The sequence below is a fragment of the Odoribacter splanchnicus DSM 20712 genome, assembly GCF_000190535.1.
In the GTDB taxonomy this organism is placed as follows: Bacteria; Bacteroidota; Bacteroidia; order Bacteroidales; family Marinifilaceae; genus Odoribacter; species Odoribacter splanchnicus.
On sequence record NC_015160.1, the window covers coordinates 3,718,627 to 3,741,750 of the forward strand.

Below are 23,124 nucleotides of genomic sequence, written 5' to 3' on the forward strand. Positions count from 1 at the left end.
TCCACCGGACTGAAGATCCGTTCCGCAATTTTGTGTAGACTCTCGATAATTGAAGTGTTTGTGTGTAATTTTGAGGGGTATGTGTAAAAATATAGTATTATTTTCTATTTTTGCCCCTGAAAAATAATGGTGTTATATAAAAAATTAATCTTTTATCGATTGTATGGCAAAAATAAGATTCTCGGCATTAGAAGAGCTGGCTCATCGGAAACCTTTAGAAGTCCCAAAACGGCGACGGGTATCTGAAATTTTCGGATGTGATGTACTTACCATAGAGAAAATGCGTCAGTATTTGTCTATAGAAGCTTTCAAGAAATTGGAAAAGGTGATGATAGAAGGTGGGACGATAGACAGGGGACTGGCCGATCAGGTTGCTGCAGCGATGAAAGCCTGGGCTGTAGAAAAGGGAGCAACCCATTACACCCACTGGTTTCATCCCCTGAACGGAGCTACGGCAGAAAAACACGATGGGTTTATTGATTTGCAAAAAAACGGAAGTATGATAGAAGCCTTCGACGGCCGGATGCTGGTACAGCAAGAGCCCGATGCATCGAGTTTTCCGAACGGCGGTATCCGGAATACTTTTGAAGCCAGAGGATATACCGCCTGGGATCCGGGATCTCCTGCTTTCATCAACAACAACACCTTGTGTATACCGACGGTATTCGTGGCTTATACGGGCGAAGCCCTGGATTATAAAACGCCGATGTTGAAGGCCTTGGCGTTGATCGACAAGGCAGCTGTCGGCATTTGCCAGTATTTCGATAAAGATGTGGAAAAAGTGACGGCAACCTTGGGATGGGAACAGGAATATTTTCTGGTCGACGAAGCCTTGTTCAATGCCCGGCCTGACCTGAAATTGTGCGGCCGTACTTTGATGGGCCATTCGGCAGCTAAAGATCAGCAGCTGGAAGATCATTATTTCGGGGCTATTCCCGAGCGGGTAAATGCTTTTATGGATGAACTCGAATACGAGTGCCATCGGCTGGGCATTCCGGCAAAAACCCGTCACAATGAATGTGCTCCGAATCAGTTCGAACTGGCACCGATTTTCGAGGAAGCGAACCTGGCTGTGGATCATAATCAGTTATTGATGTCTACGATGAAGCGGATAGCCAAACATCATAAGTTCCGGGTATTGTTGCATGAAAAACCTTATAAAGGAATCAACGGTTCGGGTAAACACAACAATTGGTCTTTACTGACGGATACCGGAGTGAATTTGTTGTCTCCGGGGAAGAACCCGAAGTCCAATATGCAATTCCTCGTTTTCTTGGTCGCTACTACAAAAGCTGTATTGGAACAGGAGGCCTTGTTTAAAGCTTGTATCGTTTCTTTGGGAAATGAGCGCCGTTTGGGAGGGGATGAGGCACCACCGGTGATTATGTCCGTATTCCTGGGACAACAGCTCGATTCTATTCTGGACGAAATCGAACAGAAAGTGAGCAGTAAGAAGATGAGTCCTGATGAAAAGACCGAATTGAAGTTGAATGTCGGTAAAATTCCTGAAATCATGCGGGACAATACCGACCGCAACCGTACTTCTCCTTTTGCTTTTACCGGTAACCGTTTCGAATTCAGAGCGGTAGGTGCTTCTGCCAATTGTGGTGCAGCGATGATCGTACTCAATACCGCTGTGGCTGAACAATTGATTGCTTTTAAGAAAGAAGCCGATGCATTGATCGATAGAGGGGTGAAAAAAGACGAAGCGATTTTTCAGGTCTTGAGAAAGTATATCATTGCTTGTAAAAAAATCCGTTTTGAAGGTAACGGATATAGTAAAGAATGGCAGGAAGAAGCTCAAAGGAGAGGGTTGTCGGTCGATAGTGATTGCGTGGGGGCGCTCAAAGCTTACTTGGCTCCGAAAGCCAGAAAATTGTTCGTAGAGAACGGGATCTTTACCGAACGTGAACTGGAAGCCCGTTTTGAAATCAAGAACGAGATCTATCTGAAAAAACTACAGATCGAATCCCGGGTATTGGGGGATCTGGCCTTGAATCATATTATCCCGACAGCGATTACTTATCAAAATACCCTGATCGAGAATGTGAAAGGGTTGAAAGAGATCCTGCCGGATGTATATAATGAAGTGGGCGAAGTGCAGTTGAAAGCGATTAAAGAGATTTCTACCCATATCAAAGAGATCCGTACTTTGGTCGACGAAATGACCGAAGCCCGTAAAGTGGCTAACAATTCTATTTCGAATGAAGTGGAAAGGGCTCAGGTTTATTCTGCTACGGTTTTACCGTATCTGGATAAAATCCGTTATCACATCGATAAGCTGGAACTACTCGTCGACGATGAGATCTGGCCCTTACCGAAATACCGGGAATTACTTTTCTTTAAATAGGAATATTCAGTAAATGTCCCTATAAAATACAATGGCATATGAAGATGCCCCAGTATAATCACTTCATATGTCATTTTTATTGTCATTTTTCTGTATTTTCCCATATACTCTTATAGGCAGGACATGACGTTCCGGAAGAAGTCAAAAAGCCAACTAATTCGCAATATTTTATGTAGGAATTAGTTGGCTGATTTTATAGTATTTACTGAATGTCCCTTATTAACCAATCTTTCTACTTCCTTCCCTGATAATATCAACGATATGCTCGTTAGTGATAATCTGCATTCCGTGACGGTCTGCAGTAATTCCGTCTGTCAGGCGGTAAGTGTACCTCGGAATTCTTCCTTCCATAACAGTCGGCAGATAAGCAAATTTGAAATGCGGACACTTCTCATGCAATGTCTGACCGGCTTCCAAAATATGGGTAGAAATAATGAATGAACAATTCTGATGAATTGAAAAAGCCTCTATGACGGCGACAGTGGCATCATAAGCATCTTTTACATTCGTACCTTTAAATAACTCATCTAATATAATTACCATATTTTTACCAGCAGCAACTTCACTGGCAACGAATTTCACACGCAATACTTCAGCATAGAAATGGCTATATCCCATATTTAAATTATCCGATACATTTATAGAAGTATATAAACCATCCTGTACCGTAAATTCCATCTTTTCAGCAGCCACAGGGAAACCCATATGTGCCATATACACAGCAACTCCAAAGGACTTCATAAATGTAGACTTACCGGCCATATTTGCACCGGTTAAAAAAAGCACATTTTGATTATGGCTGATACAAATACTGTTAGCAACAGCATTGCGTACCTGCGGATGGAAAACATTCACCAAATCAATGCGATTATCCGTTGTTGACGATGGATATGCCACAGCTCGAGAAAATCCTCTCTGAGCCGCAACAGCAGCACCGGTCATATAAACATCCAATTCATATATAATATTCATCAGACGCCTTAAATTCTCATAACCACGCGCACGCAAACAATAATCATAATACACCAAACGGCGGAAAGGGAACTGCTCCACACCTTTCAATTTCTTCAGTCTTTCCCACTCTTTGCTATGCAGCATCGTCATCACCTCCGAGATTGTTGCACTATAAGCACCATTGCCCTCATCCAATCCGGCATAAAAAGACTCCACTTTATCCAGCAACTGAATAGAGGCAACCACACCTGCACCAATCAACTCATAAGCTTGATCGGCAGCAATACACTGCATCAACTTACGTTTACCGTTATTCAAATAACTGACAGCCCTCTTGGAATGTGCAGGAGTACTCAGATAATACTCCACAGCATCCAAAAGTTTTCTATCAAAAGGAAATTCCAGATTTTTCTGCTGAAAATATTCAAATACAGCACTTCTTTTATTAATGGCATCAGCATCAGAAAGAGGGTTACGAAACATCTGTTCCAACACCATCTCACCACCCTGCGTATGAGTGCGGCTAAACACATTATAAATAGAATTGCTCCTATATTTCCCTAGAAGATTCAAATCATCCAAGGTCTGTTTGTCTACTGTAAAACTCATGATTTCTGCGTCAAAATATCAATAATATGTTCATTACGCACGATCATCATACCATGCCTGTCATTGGTAATACCCGGTTTTAAAGAATACGTATAAGTCGGGCGTCCATCTTTCATTACCGTCGGAAGATATACATAAGAGATATTGTCACACCGCTTCTTCAAATCCTCTCCGGCCTCGATAATGTGTGTCGATATCATAAATATACAATTCTTTTTTTCTGCAAAAGCCTCCATAACGGCAAGCGTTGCCTCATGTGCATCCTTCACATTGGTACCTCGGAACAACTCATCAAAAACTATTACGAGATTTCCGATACGTCCCACCTGTTCTGCCACCTTCTTCAAACGCTGCACTTCCGCATAAAAATGGCTATAACCAAGCATCATATTATCAGGAAGGTTAATGGTCGTATACATACCGTTTTGCACGCTGAAACGCATTTTCTTTACCGGTAGCGGGAATCCCATATGGGCCAAATACACCACAATACCGAATGTCTTCATAAAAGTAGACTTACCTGCCATATTCGCACCGGTCAGGAACACTACATTATGCTCGGCATCTGCCTGAATCGAATTAGGGATTGCATTCTCTATCAAGGGATGAAACATACCCTCGATTTCAAGAATATTACCTCCCAGAGGCAATGCCTCGGCAAATACAAATCCTCGTTCTCTTGCAACCTCTGCAATAGAGATATATGCATCAATTTGATAAAGGTAACGAAGGATTTTCAGTATCAACTCATACCCCTCATACCTCAATAGATTATCATACTTCGATGTCCTGGCATACGACAATTTTGTCTTGCCATTCTCTTCTGGAGTCCAAGCTAACTGAGGAGCTGCCACCAACTGCGCCAACTCCTTGCATTCTTGAGCATAGGGATTATTCTCACCTTCTACCTGAGCAAGAAAACCTCTGACTGTATTTATCAAATTAATACCGGCCAATACACCTTTCAGCACTTGCTCAAATTCCATATCGCCTCCGACACATCTCTTCATTCTCCGCTGCAAGGTATTATCTTCCGGCATCAATCGGGAACGTTCATCACGATTTGCCAAATATCCTTCCAATGCATCAAACCACTCATTCTGGAAATCAAAACGTACATTCTTATCCATAAAATAACGGATTACAGTACTTCTATGATTTATTCTTTCCGCATCAGAGAGAGGATAATGGAACATCTCTTCCAACAATTGTGCGCCTCCTCGGGTACGGGTGCTGTTAAACACCCCGTACACCGAATTACCGCGGACCTTACCAAAGATATTCAGGTCGTTAATTGTTTGTCTATCTATAATAAAAGCCATAATGTCTATTTTAGATTTTACTATCTGCCTCGCCGTCTCAACCAGATAAACAGGGCAAGTAAAAGAAGGAAACAAGGCAATATCCACACAAACATTGCGCTAAGTATAGAAGCAGATCTCTCATTGAGGAACACTTCATTATCAGGAGCCTGCGGACGACGGATGTCAATAGGTACTTCTCCGTCAGACAGCCAATGGAATCCACCGGCAATCAGATAATAATTAAAGGCACTGACTCCCGGACGGGTTTTCAACAATTCACCGTTGCTTACACAATCTGCATCACCGATAATCAATATCTTCTGCTCTCTATCACCCTTCTTGCGAGACAAAGCCAAGGCTGTCGGATAGGATTTCTCCACCTCCCCGGCTTCTGCATTCAACGCAACCTTGCCGTCCACAAAATCCACTGTTTCCAATTCATTCCAGCTTCCGGACTCCGGACTCATCAATAAAGGCGTAACTTCAAAGCCCTTATCTTCTGTATATTCCAAGCCGACAGCATTAGGCATCATAATACCATACCCGTTAATTCCCAATTGATGGAACCAATAACTAAGTTTCTGTGCTCCTTCTGTCGGACGGGTCAATACCAAGTCTGCATCATATTCCACTGTTGGACAAACTATACATCCCGGCATAAAACGTACACCCAACGATGCAATCAAAGGATTCATCACCTCCTGACGCTTCGGCTCGCCAATAACCACCAGATTGCCTCCACGTGCGATATACTCGTCAAAATATTGCTGTTCTTGCTCGTTCAAAGCCTCTTTCATCTCTGCTACAACCAGAATATTGATGTCTTCAGGTATGCCTTTTTCCAAAGTCACTTCGGCAAAATCAAATCCTTGATTTATCAATGCATAACGGAAATTATTAGCGTGAGTAAACATACTGTACGCACGTTCGCCGACATTATCTACTGCACGTTCGCCATGTCCCTGCAGGAAACCGACTTTAGGGAGGTCCATAACAAGTCGTTTCAACGCAGCAGAAATTTCCGCTTCAGTCGGGAAAATCATATTGTCATCAAAAATACGCAAGAATGTTTTTTTACCGTTGTATTCCAACTCGCGCACCAATCTGTTATGCTCGCCGGACAAGTCTATCTTCGCTTTTATCTGCTCGGGAGTCAAAAACATTTTAGGATTCAGATCATTGATTTTCATCATTTTCTTGGCTTGCTCTTCCATCGTCAGGTTACCCTCTTCCTGATAGGCAGGAACGCTCGGAGTATCATAATAGTACACATACTCCATTTCCATGTCAGGTTTGAAACGAACATACTGCTCAAAAAGCTTCAAATCCTCATTCACACGTGCCGGCAGACCAACCCAGAAATACTTGTCCAACAAATTGACATAAGTTGTCATTTTAAGCTTGCCATCCATTTGTCCGATTATCTTCTGGCTATTAGGAGTCAACGTATTCAGTTTTGTAGCGGTTGCATCATAATAGCTTTTGAAAGCCGGACGCGAAGTGACATATCCAAGAAGCAATACAATAGCCCAAACACCCAAATATTTTCCCCAGGTAACAGTCCATTTGCTCTTTTGTCTTCTGGACTGCAGACGAATGATTGCCATTGCCAAAAACAGGGCTATCACCAAAAAGAAATAAATAACATTTGCACTGCAGACCATTCCTGACAAAAACTCCCGAGAACGCCCGGGCATAGCCAACCAATAAGTCAAGTCGCGCACGAATTCGATATCCTGCCACCATCCCTGTACATAGGTAAGCAACGACAATACAGCCAGCGTACCGACAGCAGCCACCACCTGATAGGAGGTCAAACTTGACATCAACAAACCGATAGCTGCATAAGCACATATCAAAAAGTAGATACCCAACAAACCGGTCAGAACCTGAGGATAATCAAAATTCTTGATGATAATAGCACCGATGATAACATAAAGCACCAGAATTCCCACTAATACAAGGGCGTAAATCAACATGGATAGATATTTTCCCAAGATAATCTGTACATTAGTTACCGGAGAAGAATATAACAACTTAATAGAACCGCTTCCCAATTCACGGCTCATCAAATTCATTGTCAACAATGGAATATATAAATAAAGATACCCCTGTACAACAGTCAACACACCATCCCAGCCCCCGAAGAATCTGGAAGTCCCGTTTGTCACTCCATATCCCATTTCTCGTCCCTTCATCACACCGTCCACCAGACCGGCAAAGTCCATACCTGTCTGAAAGGTGTATAAAATCAAAATCAACCATGCAATAGGCGAAAAGAAAAGCGATTGCAATTCTGCTTTTGCAATTTTATAAATAATCTTCATGATAATCTGTATAGAATAATTTATTATTTTCTTGACAATTCAGCAAAAATATCATTCATTGAACTCTTTTCTTGCCTCAACTCAGTCAATCCCCAACATCTGGCGGAGCTGGCTTCCACTAATCGTTCTGTCACCTCCTGAAAGTCTTTGTATTTAATTCGATAATTGGGTCCTCCCAGTTCCTCGACATCCAACACTCCCGGCACTCTCTTTAAATCCTCTATCGCCGGCATGGCCATCAGCGAAACGAACAGAGAATCCGGCACAATATAGTTGTCAAATTCCTCCACGGTTCCGGCAAAGACCAAACGACCTTGCTCAATCATGCGGATATGGTCGCAAACAGCCTGCACTTCCGAAAGGATATGTGTAGAAATAAGCACAGTATGCTCCTCTGCAATCTCTTTGATTAAATGGCGCACATCCAGAATCTGATTCGGGTCGAGCCCATTGGTCGGCTCATCCAACACCACAAAGTCCGGATTATGTATAATAGCCTGGGCAATACCCACTCTCTGTTGATATCCCCCGGAAAGATTTCTAAGCAGACGCTTGCTGAAATGACTGATACCGCAACGTTCCAGCACTTTCTTCACAGCTTGAGGAATTTCTCTATCCGGGATATAACGCAAAGCGGCACAATATTCCAGATATTCTGTCACCGTCAAATCCATATGCAAGGGGGGATTCTGCGGCAGAAAGCCGATGTGTCTTTTAGCCTCCACCGGATTTTTACTCATACTGATACCCTTGATATAAACATCCCCTTCCGACTGCCGTAACACACCACACATAATGTTCATCGTTGTGGATTTCCCGGCTCCGTTGGAGCCGAGTAATCCATATATTCCATGCTTGGGAACTTCAAAATTGATATCACGAATAGCCCACTGTACACTATAACGGTGTGAAAGATGGTCTACTTTTACTATTGTCTCTTCCATTGATATTATAACTTTATATTTTTTAGCTCTACTAATTCATACACACTCCATTATCAATACCAGTCGTGACTAGTTGTATGCCATCCTATCTGTTTGATAGAAGCCACCTTGCCACCGACATTCTTCTCAAAAAGCAGTACAGGAGAATTTATGTTTCTGATATCATAAGCCTGGATAGTTCCATCCTCACAACCTATCCACAATTGATCCAAGTCAAAAAAGGCATAAGCCAATGAGGTGATTTTAGAAGGAATGGTAGCATTGAATTTTAAGAATCTTACAGATGTATCCATCCAATCTGCCGCACGTTGAACAAAATACAATTCATTACCTACAGAATAAAAATCACGGTATTTTGCATCCTCTGCATAAGTGGAACTACGATAAGTAGAACTAACCAAAAATACAGAAGAGGCATCCAATTTCACCGGCAACCGAAACCAACGCTCAAATCCATTAAACTGAAAGGAAGCGCTACGATTATCAAATCCAAAATCCCCTACCAACGTGGCCGGATAATTAGGATCATTATAATACGCTGTAAACAACAATGTTGTTCCCTCATAAAAGAATGGAATATGATGCTTCTGCGAAAGATAAAGCATCTCTGTTCCTTCTGCAAATTCAGAAACAGGCACAGTTTGATGCCTCTTCAAAGGTATTACCCTTGTTTTATATACAGAAGTTTTGTTATACATATCTTCTCCCACATCCTCTCTCCAGGTTGTAGCCATTACAATTCTACGATTCTTGGCATCATAACAAGGGATATTCTGTCCATAAGTAGAGTGCCCTAACACTGTAATCTTATAACCATTGGTATCAATATAGTAAGGTTCTGTAAGATATTTTCCCACCAAATAGTTGGCAGATCTCATTCGTGTAAACAAACGTCCGTCTTCAGTCACGATAAAGGATGCTGCACCTTCTCCAAAGCTGGGACTGCTGGGAGCCTTTTCCCTCATGGCTGCAATTTTAAAATCAGCAGGAGCTCCATCCAAAAACTGATCTTTCACTTCGTCCACCTTCGTCATAGTCTGCACATTAACCTCATACGCCACCTGATCGGTCAGTATCACACAAGCACCACTGGCGCTGACATCGCGGGATGTTTCCATGACCAAATCCTTTGGTTTTCCGGGTATATCGTGTCCATTAATGGTGGCATAGACATCTTCCTTCAATTTATAGTTAACCGTTTTTTTACCATTTTCCAAAACAGTACGCGGGCTGATTACAGAAACTTTTGACTTATCGCCATTTTCTGACAATATGAACCAATCGTCCGGAGCGAATGGAGGATAGAAATACACAAACAGTCGGGCAGGGAACGTAATTCCGGTCTTTTTTTCAATCACGCTGAAAGTTCCCCACTCTCCCACATCGTTACTATAGCGAGTCAAACCTATCTTTTTCACAACCTCGTCCGTAGGCATATCAAAATCCAACTCCTCGCTGATTACCACTCCTTTGATTTTCCATTCATAACGCACCTCTTCTGCACGCATTGCCGAATCTGTTTCCCACGTGAACATTTGACTGCCCCTGAACTTCATGACTTCACCATCTCCCGCATAACCAAACATACGTTTAGGAGAACTTGTATTAAAATTATCAGACCATAACGGAGGATTTATCTCCTCATACGAATAGTTACCTTCGTCCTCAAAACATCCGGTCAACAGACCGAATAAAAACAATATAATATATAATCTTATCGATTTCATGACATCAACTTATTATTAGATTAAACTTCCACAGACATCGGTAGGCCATTCTCATCCTCCGTTGGATTCTCCGCCAGCCATTGCTTGAACAATTTCACTAATTTAATTGCCTCATCAGGAGCACTCTTTATCATATTTCCATCCAAACTGTATGCTCCCGGTATATTCTCCAGGAATGTCTTGTATTTCAAGGATGAATAGTTTCCCAGCAACCCGGCAGAAACTTCCAAGGTCCACCATTCCGGTTTCACAGCATCTTTCGTCAAATGGATAACGGCTTTCGAACGTTCGAATTGTCCCACCTGCAATTCATCGCTCGGCACAATTTCAACCACCAACCGGATGCCTTCCTCCAAATCATTCAAACGGGCACTGCGGTTCATCCGGATTTGAATTGTATCCAATATCAAAGAAGCTCCTGCCGGAATCGGACGCGCACGGAAAGTATACGAATTTTCCAGAACATATTCATCCGGAGTAGCGGTTGTCATATCTTTCACAACCTTCAAACCGAAGTGCAGATCCTTCGTCAAAGGTCTGCCGGCCAAGGCAACTACTATTTCTGCCATCACATGGTCGTCTGTCGGCTTGGCAAAAAAGAATGTCACATCCGTAGAATCGGCTTTAGCAGTACCGGGAGCTTCCTCATCCATAAAATATTTATAGAAATAAACTTCATGGCGTTCTCCAAAAGGTTCGATATCCTGTTCCGTACATGCACTGAACAACATCATCCCCAAAATCGCAAACAATATAAAGATTTTCATTTTTTCCGTTTTTAAATGGTTACATACTCTGATTATCGGGGATAGGTAGCATATACTCTGATTTATTCAACTCACGCTCCTCTTTCTCCTTGAAATAAATCTTTGCCCCTAACCGTTTGTATAAATAAAACAACTGTCCTTCCGAAATCCATTCCCGTTGGGCATCACGAATCAAATCCCTTTGGAACATCTCGAAATCCCGTGCCACCTCCAACTGCTCCATCGTTTTCCATTCATCTCCGACTTGTGCCGTTTCAGAACGTTTCTCGCGAATTTCATTCAAGATTTCATAAGCTTCAGCGAACTGATTTTTCCGGGCATAACATTCTGCCATAATGTAACGCATTTCTGTCGCACGGATTACAGGCAGAATACGTATATTCTTCTTGCGAATTTCTGCATTGTCACTGCAATACCATTTGCCGGAAATTTTATAATTCCCATAAATGCTGTTATCCTCCGGTCTATACAACAAAAACCTGGAACGAATGTCCATCTCAGATTCGTCTGTCTGTCCGTCCGGACTTTTAAATATTTTCTGATTATCCAAATCGAGCATCAGCCAATTTCCCTGATTCATTCCATCTGCTTTTTTTCTAAAGAAACTTCCCAAACTATAATTGTCGTAAGCCTCCTCATTATAGACTGCAAAAATCAAATTGGAAATACACTTCAAATCCTTCTTGCTTTCAAAATCATTACCACGCAACTCCCAAAATTCATCTTTTGAGAACATATCGTAAGAGCTGCCCTGTGTACCGGTTGCTTTGAATTTCAATACAGCATCAGCCATCTGAAAAGCCTCGTCATGCATTCCCGCATACTGATATGCTCTTGCCAACAATGCTGTGATAGCATAATAGCTCAACCGGAAACCGCGTCCCTGGAAAAAACCGTCTATCACACTCGAAGATTGATATCCTGGCATACCCCATTCAAACTCTCCATTGAAACGAGTCTTGCCGGAAGCGCTCAAACTCATACCCCAAGCCGTAGTATCAAACTCTATTGTAAGTTCGCGAGCTTTATTCAAATCGCGGATAACCTTCTCCATAAAAGGCTTTACAGCAATCCCGTTTGGCTGGATATTAGGGTAGTCTTCCACATAAGGCACCCGTTTTTCTCCGTCATCATGAATCAACGCCGGCGCAAACAACCGCAATAAATCGAAGTGCACCAATGCCCGACAAGCATATGCCTCCCCTAAAATCATCTTACGCTCGACCTCCCCCTCTGCAAAAATATCGGCAGATGCTCTCTCCAGATTCTGAATCAGATTATTTGCATTAGCCACCACATTATATCCATCCTTCCAGATATTGTCGATAGTCGGTCTCAATGCAGAATTGTAATAATCATAGTTTCGGGCTATCTTATACATATTAGTCCCCTCCTCGCCATATTTCCAAGCCCAGGTATATTGCCGTGACATACAGTCCACCAATCCAAACTGAAGTTCCACTCCATAAAGATTACGGGATGCCATCGCTTCGTAAACTCCCGCCAGGACAGAACGATAGCCATCACCCGTTGTAAACAGCTTATCGCTCGTAGCCTCACCTTCCGGTTGCAAATTCAACCAATCCTTGCATGAACTCAATGACAACAAGGATAATAGAATCATAATTTGTATATATATTTTCATACTCAAATATTTTATTGTTAGAATCCTAACGACAATGTAAAGCTATAGTTCTTCGCATAAGGATAGCTTGTTCCGCGCTCCTGCTTTATGTTCGACCAGCGGCAAACATCATTCATGTTAAAACGCAATCCCAACGAAGTCAGTCTCATTTTGCGAATCAAGTCACGGTTAAAATCATAACCGCAAGAGATACTGCTAAATGCCAAATAATTATTATCCTGTACGAATCTTGATGTAGGCTGCGTCTTTTGTTTGTTCTTCAAGTCAAAGAACGGAGCTATATCACCCGGATTTTTCCAACGCTGAGTCAATACACGACGGTCTACGTTGCTTCCGTCAATATCTGCCTCTTCTACCTTGTTTTTAATGGTCTCGTTATAATCCTGAGCACCCCACTGATAGAGGAATGTTGTATTTAGGTAGAAACCTTTCCAAGCCACATTGATACCGAAAGAACCTTGTGCATCCGGACTCTTGTCACCCACTACCACTTCATCAGCGGCATTCCATACATACGTACTCTGGCCGTTTCTCTTGCGGAACAGTTCCTGACCGTTTGACGGGTCTATACCATAAGAAGGCACAGCATAAATCGCAGTTGTAGATGCTCCCACATAATACTGTGTCAACGGGATATAGAGCAAATCTGAATAATCTCCGCCCTGTCCCTGATTCTTTCCATTGTGAAAATCCTGGATATTCTTATTATATCTCTCAGCCTCCTGACCCAATTTTGTAATCTCATTCTTATTGGAAGCCAGAGTAGCATTTACAGCAACAGTCCAATTATCATTCTGGAAAACAGTTGTATTCAATTTAATCTCAAAACCTTTGTTCAAAATCGAACCGGCATTTGTGTAATAAGTAGAAAAACCTGATGATGTGCGGACAGACAGCTGTTCCAACTGATTCTTGGTCTCCTTGCGATAATAGTTTCCTTCCACTACAAGACGGTCATGGAACAAGCCCAAGTTAATACCCACATCCAAAGTATATGTCTTCTCCCAAGTTAATTTCGGATTACCCAAAGCAATCAAAGTATTCGATGGTGTATGGAAAAGCCACGCGACTTTGACCCTTTTGGCCACGCAGGATTTGCCCACCTTTGGCTACAATATGATTGACCCTTTAAAGTCCTGGTGTTGGGGGTCAATTTTATTTTACCCTTTTAAAATTTCTCGTTTTTCTTAGACCTTAACTTTCGCATACTTTCACCATATAGCTCTATGGTATGAGCTGTATGTATGATACGATCAAGGATTGCATCGGCTATTGTCGGGTCACCTACCATGTCATACCAATTGGAGGATGGGTACTGCGATGTGATGATGATGGATTTCCGTTCATGCCTGTCCTCGATGATTTCAAGCAGTATGGGACGCTCCTTTGCGTCAAGCGGTACGATGAACAGGTCGTCAAGGATGAGTAGTTGGCAGCGCTCAATCTTCTTGAGTTCCGTTTCAAGTGTACCTTTGACTTTGGCGACTTTCAGCGCACCGAGCAGTTTCGGGGCATTGGCATAGAAGGTCCGGAATCCCCTTTTGCATGCTTCGTGGCCGAGGGCACAGGCCAGATAGCTTTTCCCCGTTCCTGAAGAACCGGTAATGAAAAGGTTCTGTGCCTTATGCACAAAATCAAGGGTGGCGAGACGTTCCATCTGGTTGCGCTCCAGCCCCCGGTTCGTGGCATAGTCAATCTGTTCAATATAGGCCTTGTAGCGGAATGCCGCATTCTTGGTAAGCCGTGCAATGGCAGCCTGTGCACGATAGTCCCATTCGCGTGCAAGGAGCATGGACAGGAACATGTCCGCAGTCATGGATTGCGGAGTGGTACCGGCAAGACTTTCCCTGAAAGCCTCTGCCATACCATGCAATTTCATGCGGTTCATTAAATCCAGTGATATGGTATTCTGGTCTTGTTGTCCCGTTACGGGAGCTGTTTTATTGTTTACTTCCATAAATATGAGTTTTATTGTTTGTCCTTTCTGTAATATTCACGTCCACGTATATTTTTGTGGGTCAATGGAGCCGGGGAAGTCACGTTGGGCTGTACTTTCCCGTCCTCATCGGGAAGGAAATCCGCATCTTCTCCCAGTTCAAGCACCTCGCGCAAGGCCTGATATCCGTATTGCAACTTCTGGTCCGCACATGCACAAGCCGCAACCAGACGGTCACGACCGTATTTTTTCTCCAGGGTCAGGATGCCACGGCATGACCTGAACGCTTTGGGTGGATATTGCATGGCACGCTCCACTTCCCGTAGATAGTTCAATACAATATTGTCTATTTCCGAGGCACGCCGGAAGAGTTCCTCCAAGTCCTTGTCATAGGGACCATAGTGTCCCGGCAGGTTGTGCTCCTTTTTCCAGGAATAAGCGTAAGGAATGTCACAGCGGTCATGGGTGGAGACAAGGCTCATGCCACAGTAGATTTCCACCGTGTCGGCATCATAGAGAATCGTCATGCGCCTGCCTACATACTCCTTTGGAACGCTGTAATGGTGTTTGAACAACGAGACGTAAGAGTTATTCCCGACAGTCATTAGCTTCCTTTCTTTCACCACGTAACGTTTCACGGGAAGCGGTCGAAGATAGTCCTTCTCTCCCTGAAGGAACATTTTCTTGCGTGACATCTCCCGTCCGGCCATCACCTTTTCATTGAAATCAAGCAGGGAGATACGGATAGCGGTATTGAGATCCTCCAGGCTGGAGAATGTCATTCCCTCCATATCAAGGTAAATGGAACGGTAAAGGAGCTTTACGGCATTTTCAACCAAGGCCTTGTCCTTGGGGTGGCGTACACGGGCAGGATAGACCGCACAGCCGTAATGTTCGGCAAAAGCGGCGAAATCATCATTGATGGCAGGCTCGTTGCGGTCGCTGCGTGTAACGGCCGCCTTCAAATTGTCGGGGACGATAGCCGCAGGAACGCCTTCAAAATATTGCATGGCATTCTCGCATGCCTTTATCAGGTCTTCCTTGCGTTGGGACCATACGGCCTCGCAGTAGGTATAATGGCTGAACGGAAGAATGGCGACGAACACCTCGGCCTTTTTCGTCTCACCTGTCATTTCATCAACGACTTCAAGCCTATCACCGGCAAAGTCAATATACATCTGGTCTGCGGCATAGTGCTCGACATGACCGACGACCTTGATGTGAAACTTGTACTGACGGACAGCCCGTTTGAAGGAAGACAACCGGAAACCGTCCGGATATTCGGCATGGTATTCCTTGAACAGTTTTCGGACACTCATGCCTTTGCGTGACAGGCGGGATACATATCCGGGAAGCAAGGCATCCAGTTCGATCCTTCTGGAAGAAGGTTCCCGATGCCGGGACTCCGTACAGCCGAACAGTTCATCCAACTGCCCATCGGGTAGGGAAAGAAGCTGTTCAATGCTCTTGCCGCTTGAAAGGAACAAGCGGACATACTTGCGGACAGTATTACGGGAAGTATGAAACGTGGACGCCGTTTCCTTGATTCCCATGCCGACCGCATAACATCTTAAAATGTTTTTGATTCGTTTATCCATTTGTATAGATTTTATTATCGTCCCCGTTACACCAGGACTCGGGTACTCAAATCTACACAAAAAAATCTATGACAATAGGTAAACTAAGTGGTCAATGCGATTTTGGCCAAAAGGGTCAATCATATTGTAACCAAAGGGGACAATCCTGCGTGGCCAAAAGGGTCAAAGTCGCGTGGCTTTTCCAATTATCATACAAGTGTAGCAAAAAATATTCAACACTCCTAATAATCCTTGAACATAATTATAAATATACCTACTCCAAACGAACGAACTTCACGGCATCAGCAATAATCGCAACATCTTTGTCCCTGTTAATCTCCTTGTCTGAAAGCACTACGCGAACTTCTCCTCCTGGGAAATCAAAATTTCCCAAAGACACCCAACCGGATGAAATACCCACCAGTTCTTCATCCAATGAAAGCTCTACCTTCTCTTGTTTATCACCATAACAAACCGTATAATAGTTGACAACAGAAGAGGGGAAGGTCTTTATACCCGGGAAAGTAGTGATGTAATCCTTAAATACCTTTACCCAAACCTCATAATTTCCTTTAGGTAATGCGACCCGCCATGTTGCAGTCGACTCTCCGCGACCTCCACTTATACAATGATATCCGCGGATAGAATCCCCGCAAGCCGACACATTATATACAGGCACCCACCGGGATGATCTGCCGGCACGCGTGATAACGCGATAAGTCGGCTTTTTTCCAAACTTACGCTGAAACCATGACTCGTTGTTGTTTTTCACCTCAAAACCGGCATCTGTATCATCGACAAGCCATATATTCTCATCCGACTTTTCAAACTCCTCGTCCGAAATAGTCCTACAGACAAAACCCGGCTTCCAGGATGCCGCCATTTCCGGGGAGCAACGCTTATTGTCTCCCCACCAGGCTATCGGACGATTAGTCGACAAATAAGCATACATATAACCAATTTTATCTGAACTATTGCCCGCCATCCAATCTGCATCCCGGGATGCGCCCTGCACTATCAGAGAAAGGTATTTCGCTTCATGAGGGGCAAAATAGGCATGAACATTCTTACGTGTCATCAGACTACCACATTCAATGGAAAAAATTCCTCCGCAATTCCCCATATTCCGAACCAACGCATCAAGCCGATGCAATCCGGTCTGTTCATCATAGTACCGCACAGCATCCTTCACTCTGAAATAATGAGTATGTCTGGCTGCTTGCCATGAATGGACCATCGAATCCATATTCATCTGCCAACGCCGATTCCAACAGACCACTAACGAATCGTAATTCACCTCCCCGACAGACACGGCAAGAATACTGTCCAAAGAGACTGCAAATTCGCTCTCGGGAGCAACAATCGTAATATACGACCACAACTCCTTCACTTTTACAGCCAATGCTTCATACTTCAGGCCTTCATCTAAAGTATCGTCCGCCAGAATCTCCTCCAACGTCCGCCCTATCAGGCAGTCATAAACATTACCATTTTTACTCACATGGGCAATATCCTCTACACTAAAGAGTTGTTGCTTATCAACCCGTCTCAACAATTCAAGTGCATCCCCCATAAAAGGATACTTTTCAGAATACACTCTACCCCGAGGCAACATGAATACCGTATTGGCAGCATGCCTAACCACGGGCAGGACTCTCTTGTCCAACCCCGGCAAAGGATGGCTACCACGCATTTTCATACTTACAAACATGTTCATGAACAAATCCCGGAATGCCTGATTGCAATCATCATATATCCGGAAATCACCGGACAAAGAACCGGTATAGTAGGATTGGAAAAACATATACTCCGGACAAAAAAACATTCCCGGTTCCACCTTCACATCTATGGGTTCTTTCCTATAACCCGAAGGCACAAAAGATACCGGAGTTTCCACACAAACAACCCGAGCATTACCGGTCTCATTCCAAAGGACTGCCTTGTAATCATCAGGGTCATATCCTATTCTTCTCATTCCATCTTCCTGCATATAGCGGGAAAACGCCGACCGATTGACCTTACCGAAGCATTTCTTCAATATTTTACCCCATTCCCCTACATAACAATCCAGTTTTAACGTCTGATGCAAAGGAAGCGAATAACTGTCTACATTCGCCGCATAAACAGAGATTCCGGGAGACAGACAAGAAGAAAAACAGACAAAATCCCCCCTTCTGTCACATCTCCCCTGAGAAACAACACAACATTGAGACGGCGATACAACCGTCAATTGGAATAATGTAAAATCCCAATGTGTAAAAGTTTCACACAACGGATTCACAGGAGGGGATGCCGCCGGATACCACATACATGCGGGAGTCAATAATAAAATATCCTTGTGGACAAATGCACCCCGCCGCCCCGTCGGAAAAAAATTATCAGCATGGAAAACATTCTCATACTCCTTGTCGGACAGATGCAAATCACAGATACGGTCGTCCACCGTTCCGCCATACTCCCAATGCAACACCAGGCTGTCTGCCGCAGGCAAACTGCAACGCACAACAACAACCTGACCGCTTCTTGTATAGCTCAAATCTTCCGCACCGCAACGCAATTCACGAATATGCAAGCCGGGATTCAAAAACAGGACAATACTATCCAATGCAGTGCTTTGAGGATTATAAACAGTCATATCACTGCCGATTTCCAAAACATTATCACTCTGAGCCAGCCGAATCCGATGATTTTTCACACGGCATGTCGTTTCGTTCCAATAGCGTTCAAACGCATTTTTCCACTCGTGACGCACGATGCGGTCATCCCGATAACTATATTCAAGTAAAAACAGACACCCCAAGCCCATCACAAGCGCAACCAAACCACACCAATGACAAATGCCCCGAATTTCTCTATTGGGAATCCGTCCCAGCTTTCCCAACCCCAACAACAAAAAGCCGATTCCCGCAAAGAAATAAATCAAACGATGGAACAAATAAGCCGACAAATTTATATGCCCCACCATATCCGAAAACAAATTAGGCACCCCCACAGCAAAGAAATCGAAGGTTCCATGTCCAACATAAGGCAATAACCAGAAACCTCCCAGACACCACAATATCCCGGCCAGCAAAGCCATCAATCTTGAAACATAACTGCTCAAAAACACCATTAAGCCGGCGACAAACACCCAACAGGGAATCGTCAAAGTCAACAGATAAAAAAGATAGTACCCCAAACGGAAAGGAGCAAGGCTGACCGAATGCACCACCAATATCACAACAAACATCACCGACAAACAGACAGCCATGAAAGAGAGAAAGACTCCCGTCAGAGAACCCCAATAATACAACGTATTGCCAAACGGACGGACCAATACCCCGTCACGCAAACCGGAACGAACCAGACGCCGAGGGAAATCCGACATAATGACTATTAGAAAAAGAGACTGAACCAAGCTGAACAAATAAGCATTCACCAAAGGAATAGAACAAGGAAGCCCCACCATTTTCCAATGTATGTCATCGCCCCCTTGCCTATACATCTGACACACAACCACTCCCACCAAAGACAAGACTACAAAGAAACGAAACACCCAGCTGCGCATCTGCAGTTTCATTTCATTCCTTATAATCAGAAAAAAAACATGTGTGTCCATCAGTCTATATTTTAGATTTATAATAGCCTACTCCAAACGAACGAACTTCACGGCATCAGCAATAATCGCAATATCCTGATTCTGATTATTCTCTTTATTGGAAAGGGTAATCTTCACCCCTCCACCGGGGAAATCAAAATTTCCTAAAGAAACCCACCCTTGTTGCTTATTCCCCAATGCCTCATCCAATGAAAGGGCAATCTCTTCCTGCTCGTCACCATAATACACCGTATAGTGATTTATTACAGACGGCAACGAAGCACCCGGTATCGTCAAACTTTTATAGACAAACACCTGCACATCGTAATACCCCTTAGGCAATGTTGCTCGCCAGGTTGCTGTGGATTTTCCGTTACCACCACTAATAATCCTGGCTCCGCGGATGGAATCTCCCTGGAATCTTGTACCCAATACATCTTTCCAACAATTCGTATGTCCGCCTTGTAAGGTTCTATAGGAGTGTTTCGGAGGAAAATAATGCTGAATCATCGTTTTATTTGCATCCACCAATTCAAAATCCGCATCCGAGTCATCCACCACATACTCATTGGCAGCCTCATTCGCCATAAACTCTTCCTCGGTTATAGTTTCCCAACAACTGCCTACATGCCAGTGGGATGCCACATCTTCAGAACAAGATTCTTCTTCAAAATCAATGACAAGCGGACGATTTGCAGACAAACCCATAAAGAAACCCATACCTTCGGCATACCCATCCAAAGAACGTACCACAGAAAAACGTTTGGCTTCACCAGCCTCAACAAATGCATTAAAATAGGTATTCTCTCTCCAACTACTGCATTCCACCCCAACAAGTCCTCCTTCTCTCCCGGCATTATACACCATACCCTCCACTTTTTGCAAACCTTTCTCTTTAGAAACATATTTCTTAAAGCTGCGGCAACGGAAATAGTGGTTATGTCGGCTTAGCAACCATTCCGACTGCGCACTATCCAAAGAGACATGCCAGCGTCTGTTCCATTTCGAAAGCAACGAATCCAGAATCACCTCCCCCACATGATTTACATACAGAGAATCCAAAGCTTTCGCAAACTCATTCTCCGGCACATCCAATACCAATCGATTCCACAAATCCCTAATTTTAAAATTCAAGCGCACGGACTTGGTATAATCATTTATCCCTGTATCCGATAGCAATTCCATCAAATTCCTATCGATAAAATAATCATATATCTCTACCATATCGTTAGAAATCACAGACCCGGAAAGCATTATGGAATGCTTATTTACACTCGGCAGTTTTCTCCACATACACCCCATAAAAGGATATTTTTCACTGAACAGACACATACGCGGGATATTCCAAACCGTTTTTCCAGAAGCTCGCGACACGCGTCCCTGTCCTCCTCCCCATCCCCGTCCGTACAACCCTCCACTCCGGAAAGGATGACTGAGGCTACTGCCATGCACTCCGTTATCTGCAAATACAGTCCAATACAAAGAGTATACGGCAGCCTGAAACTCTTCTATCCCGTATAACCCTCGGCAGTATTCATCTGCATAGGCAGAATCGAACAGACGTTCCCGCACAAATACCGCACCGGGTTCCACCATACCACCTGCATATCTCGCCGAAAAATCCGATGGAAGATAAGACACCGGACACTCCAGACAGTGCAAAAAAGGATAGGAAGAAGAATACCAAGAGGTTTTTATATAATTCTCATAATCATTGGTCAATGACCTCCAATAAGCAGAAAAGTCCTTAGCCTGAATATTCTTGAACTTTTTCGCCCATTGCTTTCCCCAAGCAGACAGGCAACAACGCAGACTCAGCCCTCTATCTACCGGAACATCATAACTAGCACCATTTATTCCATAAACCGTCAATGCCTGCAAAGGACGTTCCGATTCAAAAGAAATATCCTCACCATTACGCTTACCCAAGCCGGAAGCGACCACAATGTTCTGACGAGGAGAACTGACAGAAAGACTGAAGCGAGTAAAATCCCAAAGTGTAGAAAAAGGATCCACCGGATTCACCGGAGGAAGAGCCACCGGATACCATATACTGGAAGAGGTTAAAAGTAAAATGTCATCATCGACAAAAGCTCCTCGCCTTCCAGTCGGAAAAAAATGGTCACCACAAAAACTGTCCTCATAATCCTTTCGGTTCAAAAACAAGTCGCAAATCCGATCATCCAGAACTCCGGCATAATCCATATCCACTACGAGCGAATCTTTGCTTTCCAGACGGCAGTTTATTACACACACCTGCTCATCCCGCCAATAAGGCAATGTAACCTTCCCGCTAGAAACACGTGACAAATGCAGCCCCGGATTTAAGAACAACACCAGACTATCCAACGCTGTCTCTCCGGGATTATAGAGCACCATCCGACTCGAAGCAGTCAAATGTTTGCCAGACTGGCTCAAATGGATGACATGCGTTTTCACCCGGCTGGTTGTCGCATGCCAGTGACGTTCAAAAACAGAAACCCAACACTCTCGTTGATGGGCAGTCCGCCAATAACTATACTCAAGACTACATAGAAAAGACAAACCAATGACAAAAAAACAAAGCCCCCAAACACGGACCAATCGTCTACAAGATTGACTATTAGGCAAACGCCCCAGATGCCACAAACCCAACAACAACAAACCAATTCCTGCAAATAAATAAATCAAACGATGCTGCAAATACCCCCACAGGTTTACATGACCCACCATATCAGAAAACAGATTAGGAACCCCCACTGAAAAATAATCAAATGTTCCATGCAAAATATAAGGCAACCAAAACACACCGAAAACAAACCATACTAAACTGACAAAAAGACCGAACACGCGCGAAAAAACAGCACCAAGACACGCAGCTAAGCCGGACACAAAGAAAAAACAAGGGACATTTAAAGTCAGAATATAAAAGAAATAAAGCGACAATGATAACGGAGCAGCATTGACTGAATTCACTAATAGAATTACCACAAATACCTCCACCACATTCACCAAAAGGAAAAGAAGGAATATTCCCGTCAATGCCCCCCAATAATACACCGTGTTACTAAAGGGACGCACCATCACCCCGTCACGCAATCCCGACCGTATCAGACGTTGCGGAAACTCGGACATAATAACTATCAGGAAAAGCGATTGAACCACGCTAAAAAGATATGCGTTCATCAAGGGCATGGAACAGGGAAGTGCTACCATTTTCCAGGCACTACTGCCTGCTCCATGTATATACATCTGATACGCAACTATTCCCACCAAAGACAAGACTATAAAGAAACGAAACACCCAGCTGCGCATCTGCAATTTCATTTCATTCCGCATTATCAAGAAAAAAGTATGCGTATCCATAGTATTCGATTTTAGATATATAACATCAACTTAAGAAAAACTCATTCGGCTTCAACATAAAA

The 23,124-nt window shown here is 43.6% G+C and carries 13 protein-coding genes; 1 reads left to right on the forward strand and 12 read right to left on the reverse strand.

All coding sequences use genetic code 11. The features are described 5' to 3' along the window. Nucleotides 1-163: 163 nt before the first annotated feature. Nucleotides 164-2,350 (forward strand): glutamine synthetase III family protein, encoded by a 2,187-nt coding sequence (locus tag ODOSP_RS15780; protein ID WP_013613293.1) that lies wholly within the window; start codon nt 164-166, stop codon nt 2,348-2,350. 219 nt (nt 2,351-2,569) lie between these two features. Here ODOSP_RS15780 and ODOSP_RS15785 read toward each other — a convergent pair whose 3' ends face one another. The 12 genes from ODOSP_RS15785 to ODOSP_RS15840 form a co-directional block, all read right to left on the reverse strand. Beyond that, the gene (locus tag ODOSP_RS15785; RefSeq protein ID WP_013613294.1) at nt 2,570-3,913 is read right to left on the reverse strand and encodes a MutS-related protein; all 1,344 of its coding nucleotides are present in this window, start codon (nt 3,911-3,913) and stop codon (nt 2,570-2,572) included. Further along, nucleotides 3,910-5,235 carry a MutS-related protein gene (locus ODOSP_RS15790; protein ID WP_013613295.1) on the reverse strand — a complete coding sequence of 442 codons (1,326 nt, stop codon included), beginning with the start codon at nt 5,233-5,235 and terminating at the stop codon, nt 3,910-3,912. The genes ODOSP_RS15785 and ODOSP_RS15790 overlap by 4 nt, the downstream gene beginning before the upstream one ends. 20 nt (nt 5,236-5,255) lie before the next feature. After that, nucleotides 5,256-7,544 (reverse strand): Gldg family protein, encoded by a 2,289-nt coding sequence (locus ODOSP_RS15795; RefSeq protein ID WP_013613296.1) that lies wholly within the window; start codon nt 7,542-7,544, stop codon nt 5,256-5,258. A 23-nt stretch (nt 7,545-7,567) separates the two neighbouring features. Next, nucleotides 7,568-8,488: an ABC transporter ATP-binding protein gene (locus ODOSP_RS15800; RefSeq protein WP_013613297.1), complete on the reverse strand. Its 921-nt coding sequence runs from the start codon at nt 8,486-8,488 to the stop codon at nt 7,568-7,570. A gap of 53 nt (nt 8,489-8,541) precedes the next feature. Continuing rightward, complete coding sequence (locus ODOSP_RS15805; RefSeq protein WP_013613298.1) at nt 8,542-10,215, reverse strand: PKD-like family lipoprotein; 1,674 nt, start codon at nt 10,213-10,215, stop codon at nt 8,542-8,544. Nucleotides 10,216-10,235: 20 nt separating this feature from the next. Continuing rightward, a complete protein-coding gene (locus ODOSP_RS15810; RefSeq protein ID WP_013613299.1) occupies nt 10,236-10,982 on the reverse strand; it encodes a DUF4843 domain-containing protein in 747 nt (248 codons plus the stop codon). 19 nt (nt 10,983-11,001) lie between these two features. Beyond that, the gene (locus ODOSP_RS15815) at nt 11,002-12,627 is read right to left on the reverse strand and encodes a RagB/SusD family nutrient uptake outer membrane protein (RefSeq protein WP_013613300.1); all 1,626 of its coding nucleotides are present in this window, start codon (nt 12,625-12,627) and stop codon (nt 11,002-11,004) included. A gap of 17 nt (nt 12,628-12,644) precedes the next feature. Then, a complete protein-coding gene (locus tag ODOSP_RS15820; RefSeq protein ID WP_244264132.1) occupies nt 12,645-13,715 on the reverse strand; it encodes a SusC/RagA family TonB-linked outer membrane protein in 1,071 nt (356 codons plus the stop codon). A gap of 80 nt (nt 13,716-13,795) precedes the next feature. Continuing rightward, nucleotides 13,796-14,584 carry an IS21-like element helper ATPase IstB gene (istB, locus tag ODOSP_RS15825; RefSeq protein WP_013611521.1) on the reverse strand — a complete coding sequence of 263 codons (789 nt, stop codon included), beginning with the start codon at nt 14,582-14,584 and terminating at the stop codon, nt 13,796-13,798. Nucleotides 14,585-14,595: 11 nt separating this feature from the next. After that, a complete protein-coding gene (gene istA / locus ODOSP_RS15830; protein ID WP_013611164.1) occupies nt 14,596-16,161 on the reverse strand; it encodes an IS21 family transposase in 1,566 nt (521 codons plus the stop codon). 253 nt (nt 16,162-16,414) lie between these two features. Further along, nucleotides 16,415-19,738 carry a golvesin C-terminal-like domain-containing protein gene (locus tag ODOSP_RS15835; RefSeq protein WP_013613301.1) on the reverse strand — a complete coding sequence of 1,108 codons (3,324 nt, stop codon included), beginning with the start codon at nt 19,736-19,738 and terminating at the stop codon, nt 16,415-16,417. Between the two features lie 27 nt (nt 19,739-19,765). Continuing rightward, entirely contained in the window at nt 19,766-23,062 is a 3,297-nt protein-coding gene (locus ODOSP_RS15840; protein ID WP_013613302.1) for a polymorphic toxin type 35 domain-containing protein, read from the reverse strand. Nucleotides 23,063-23,124 lie beyond the last annotated feature (62 nt).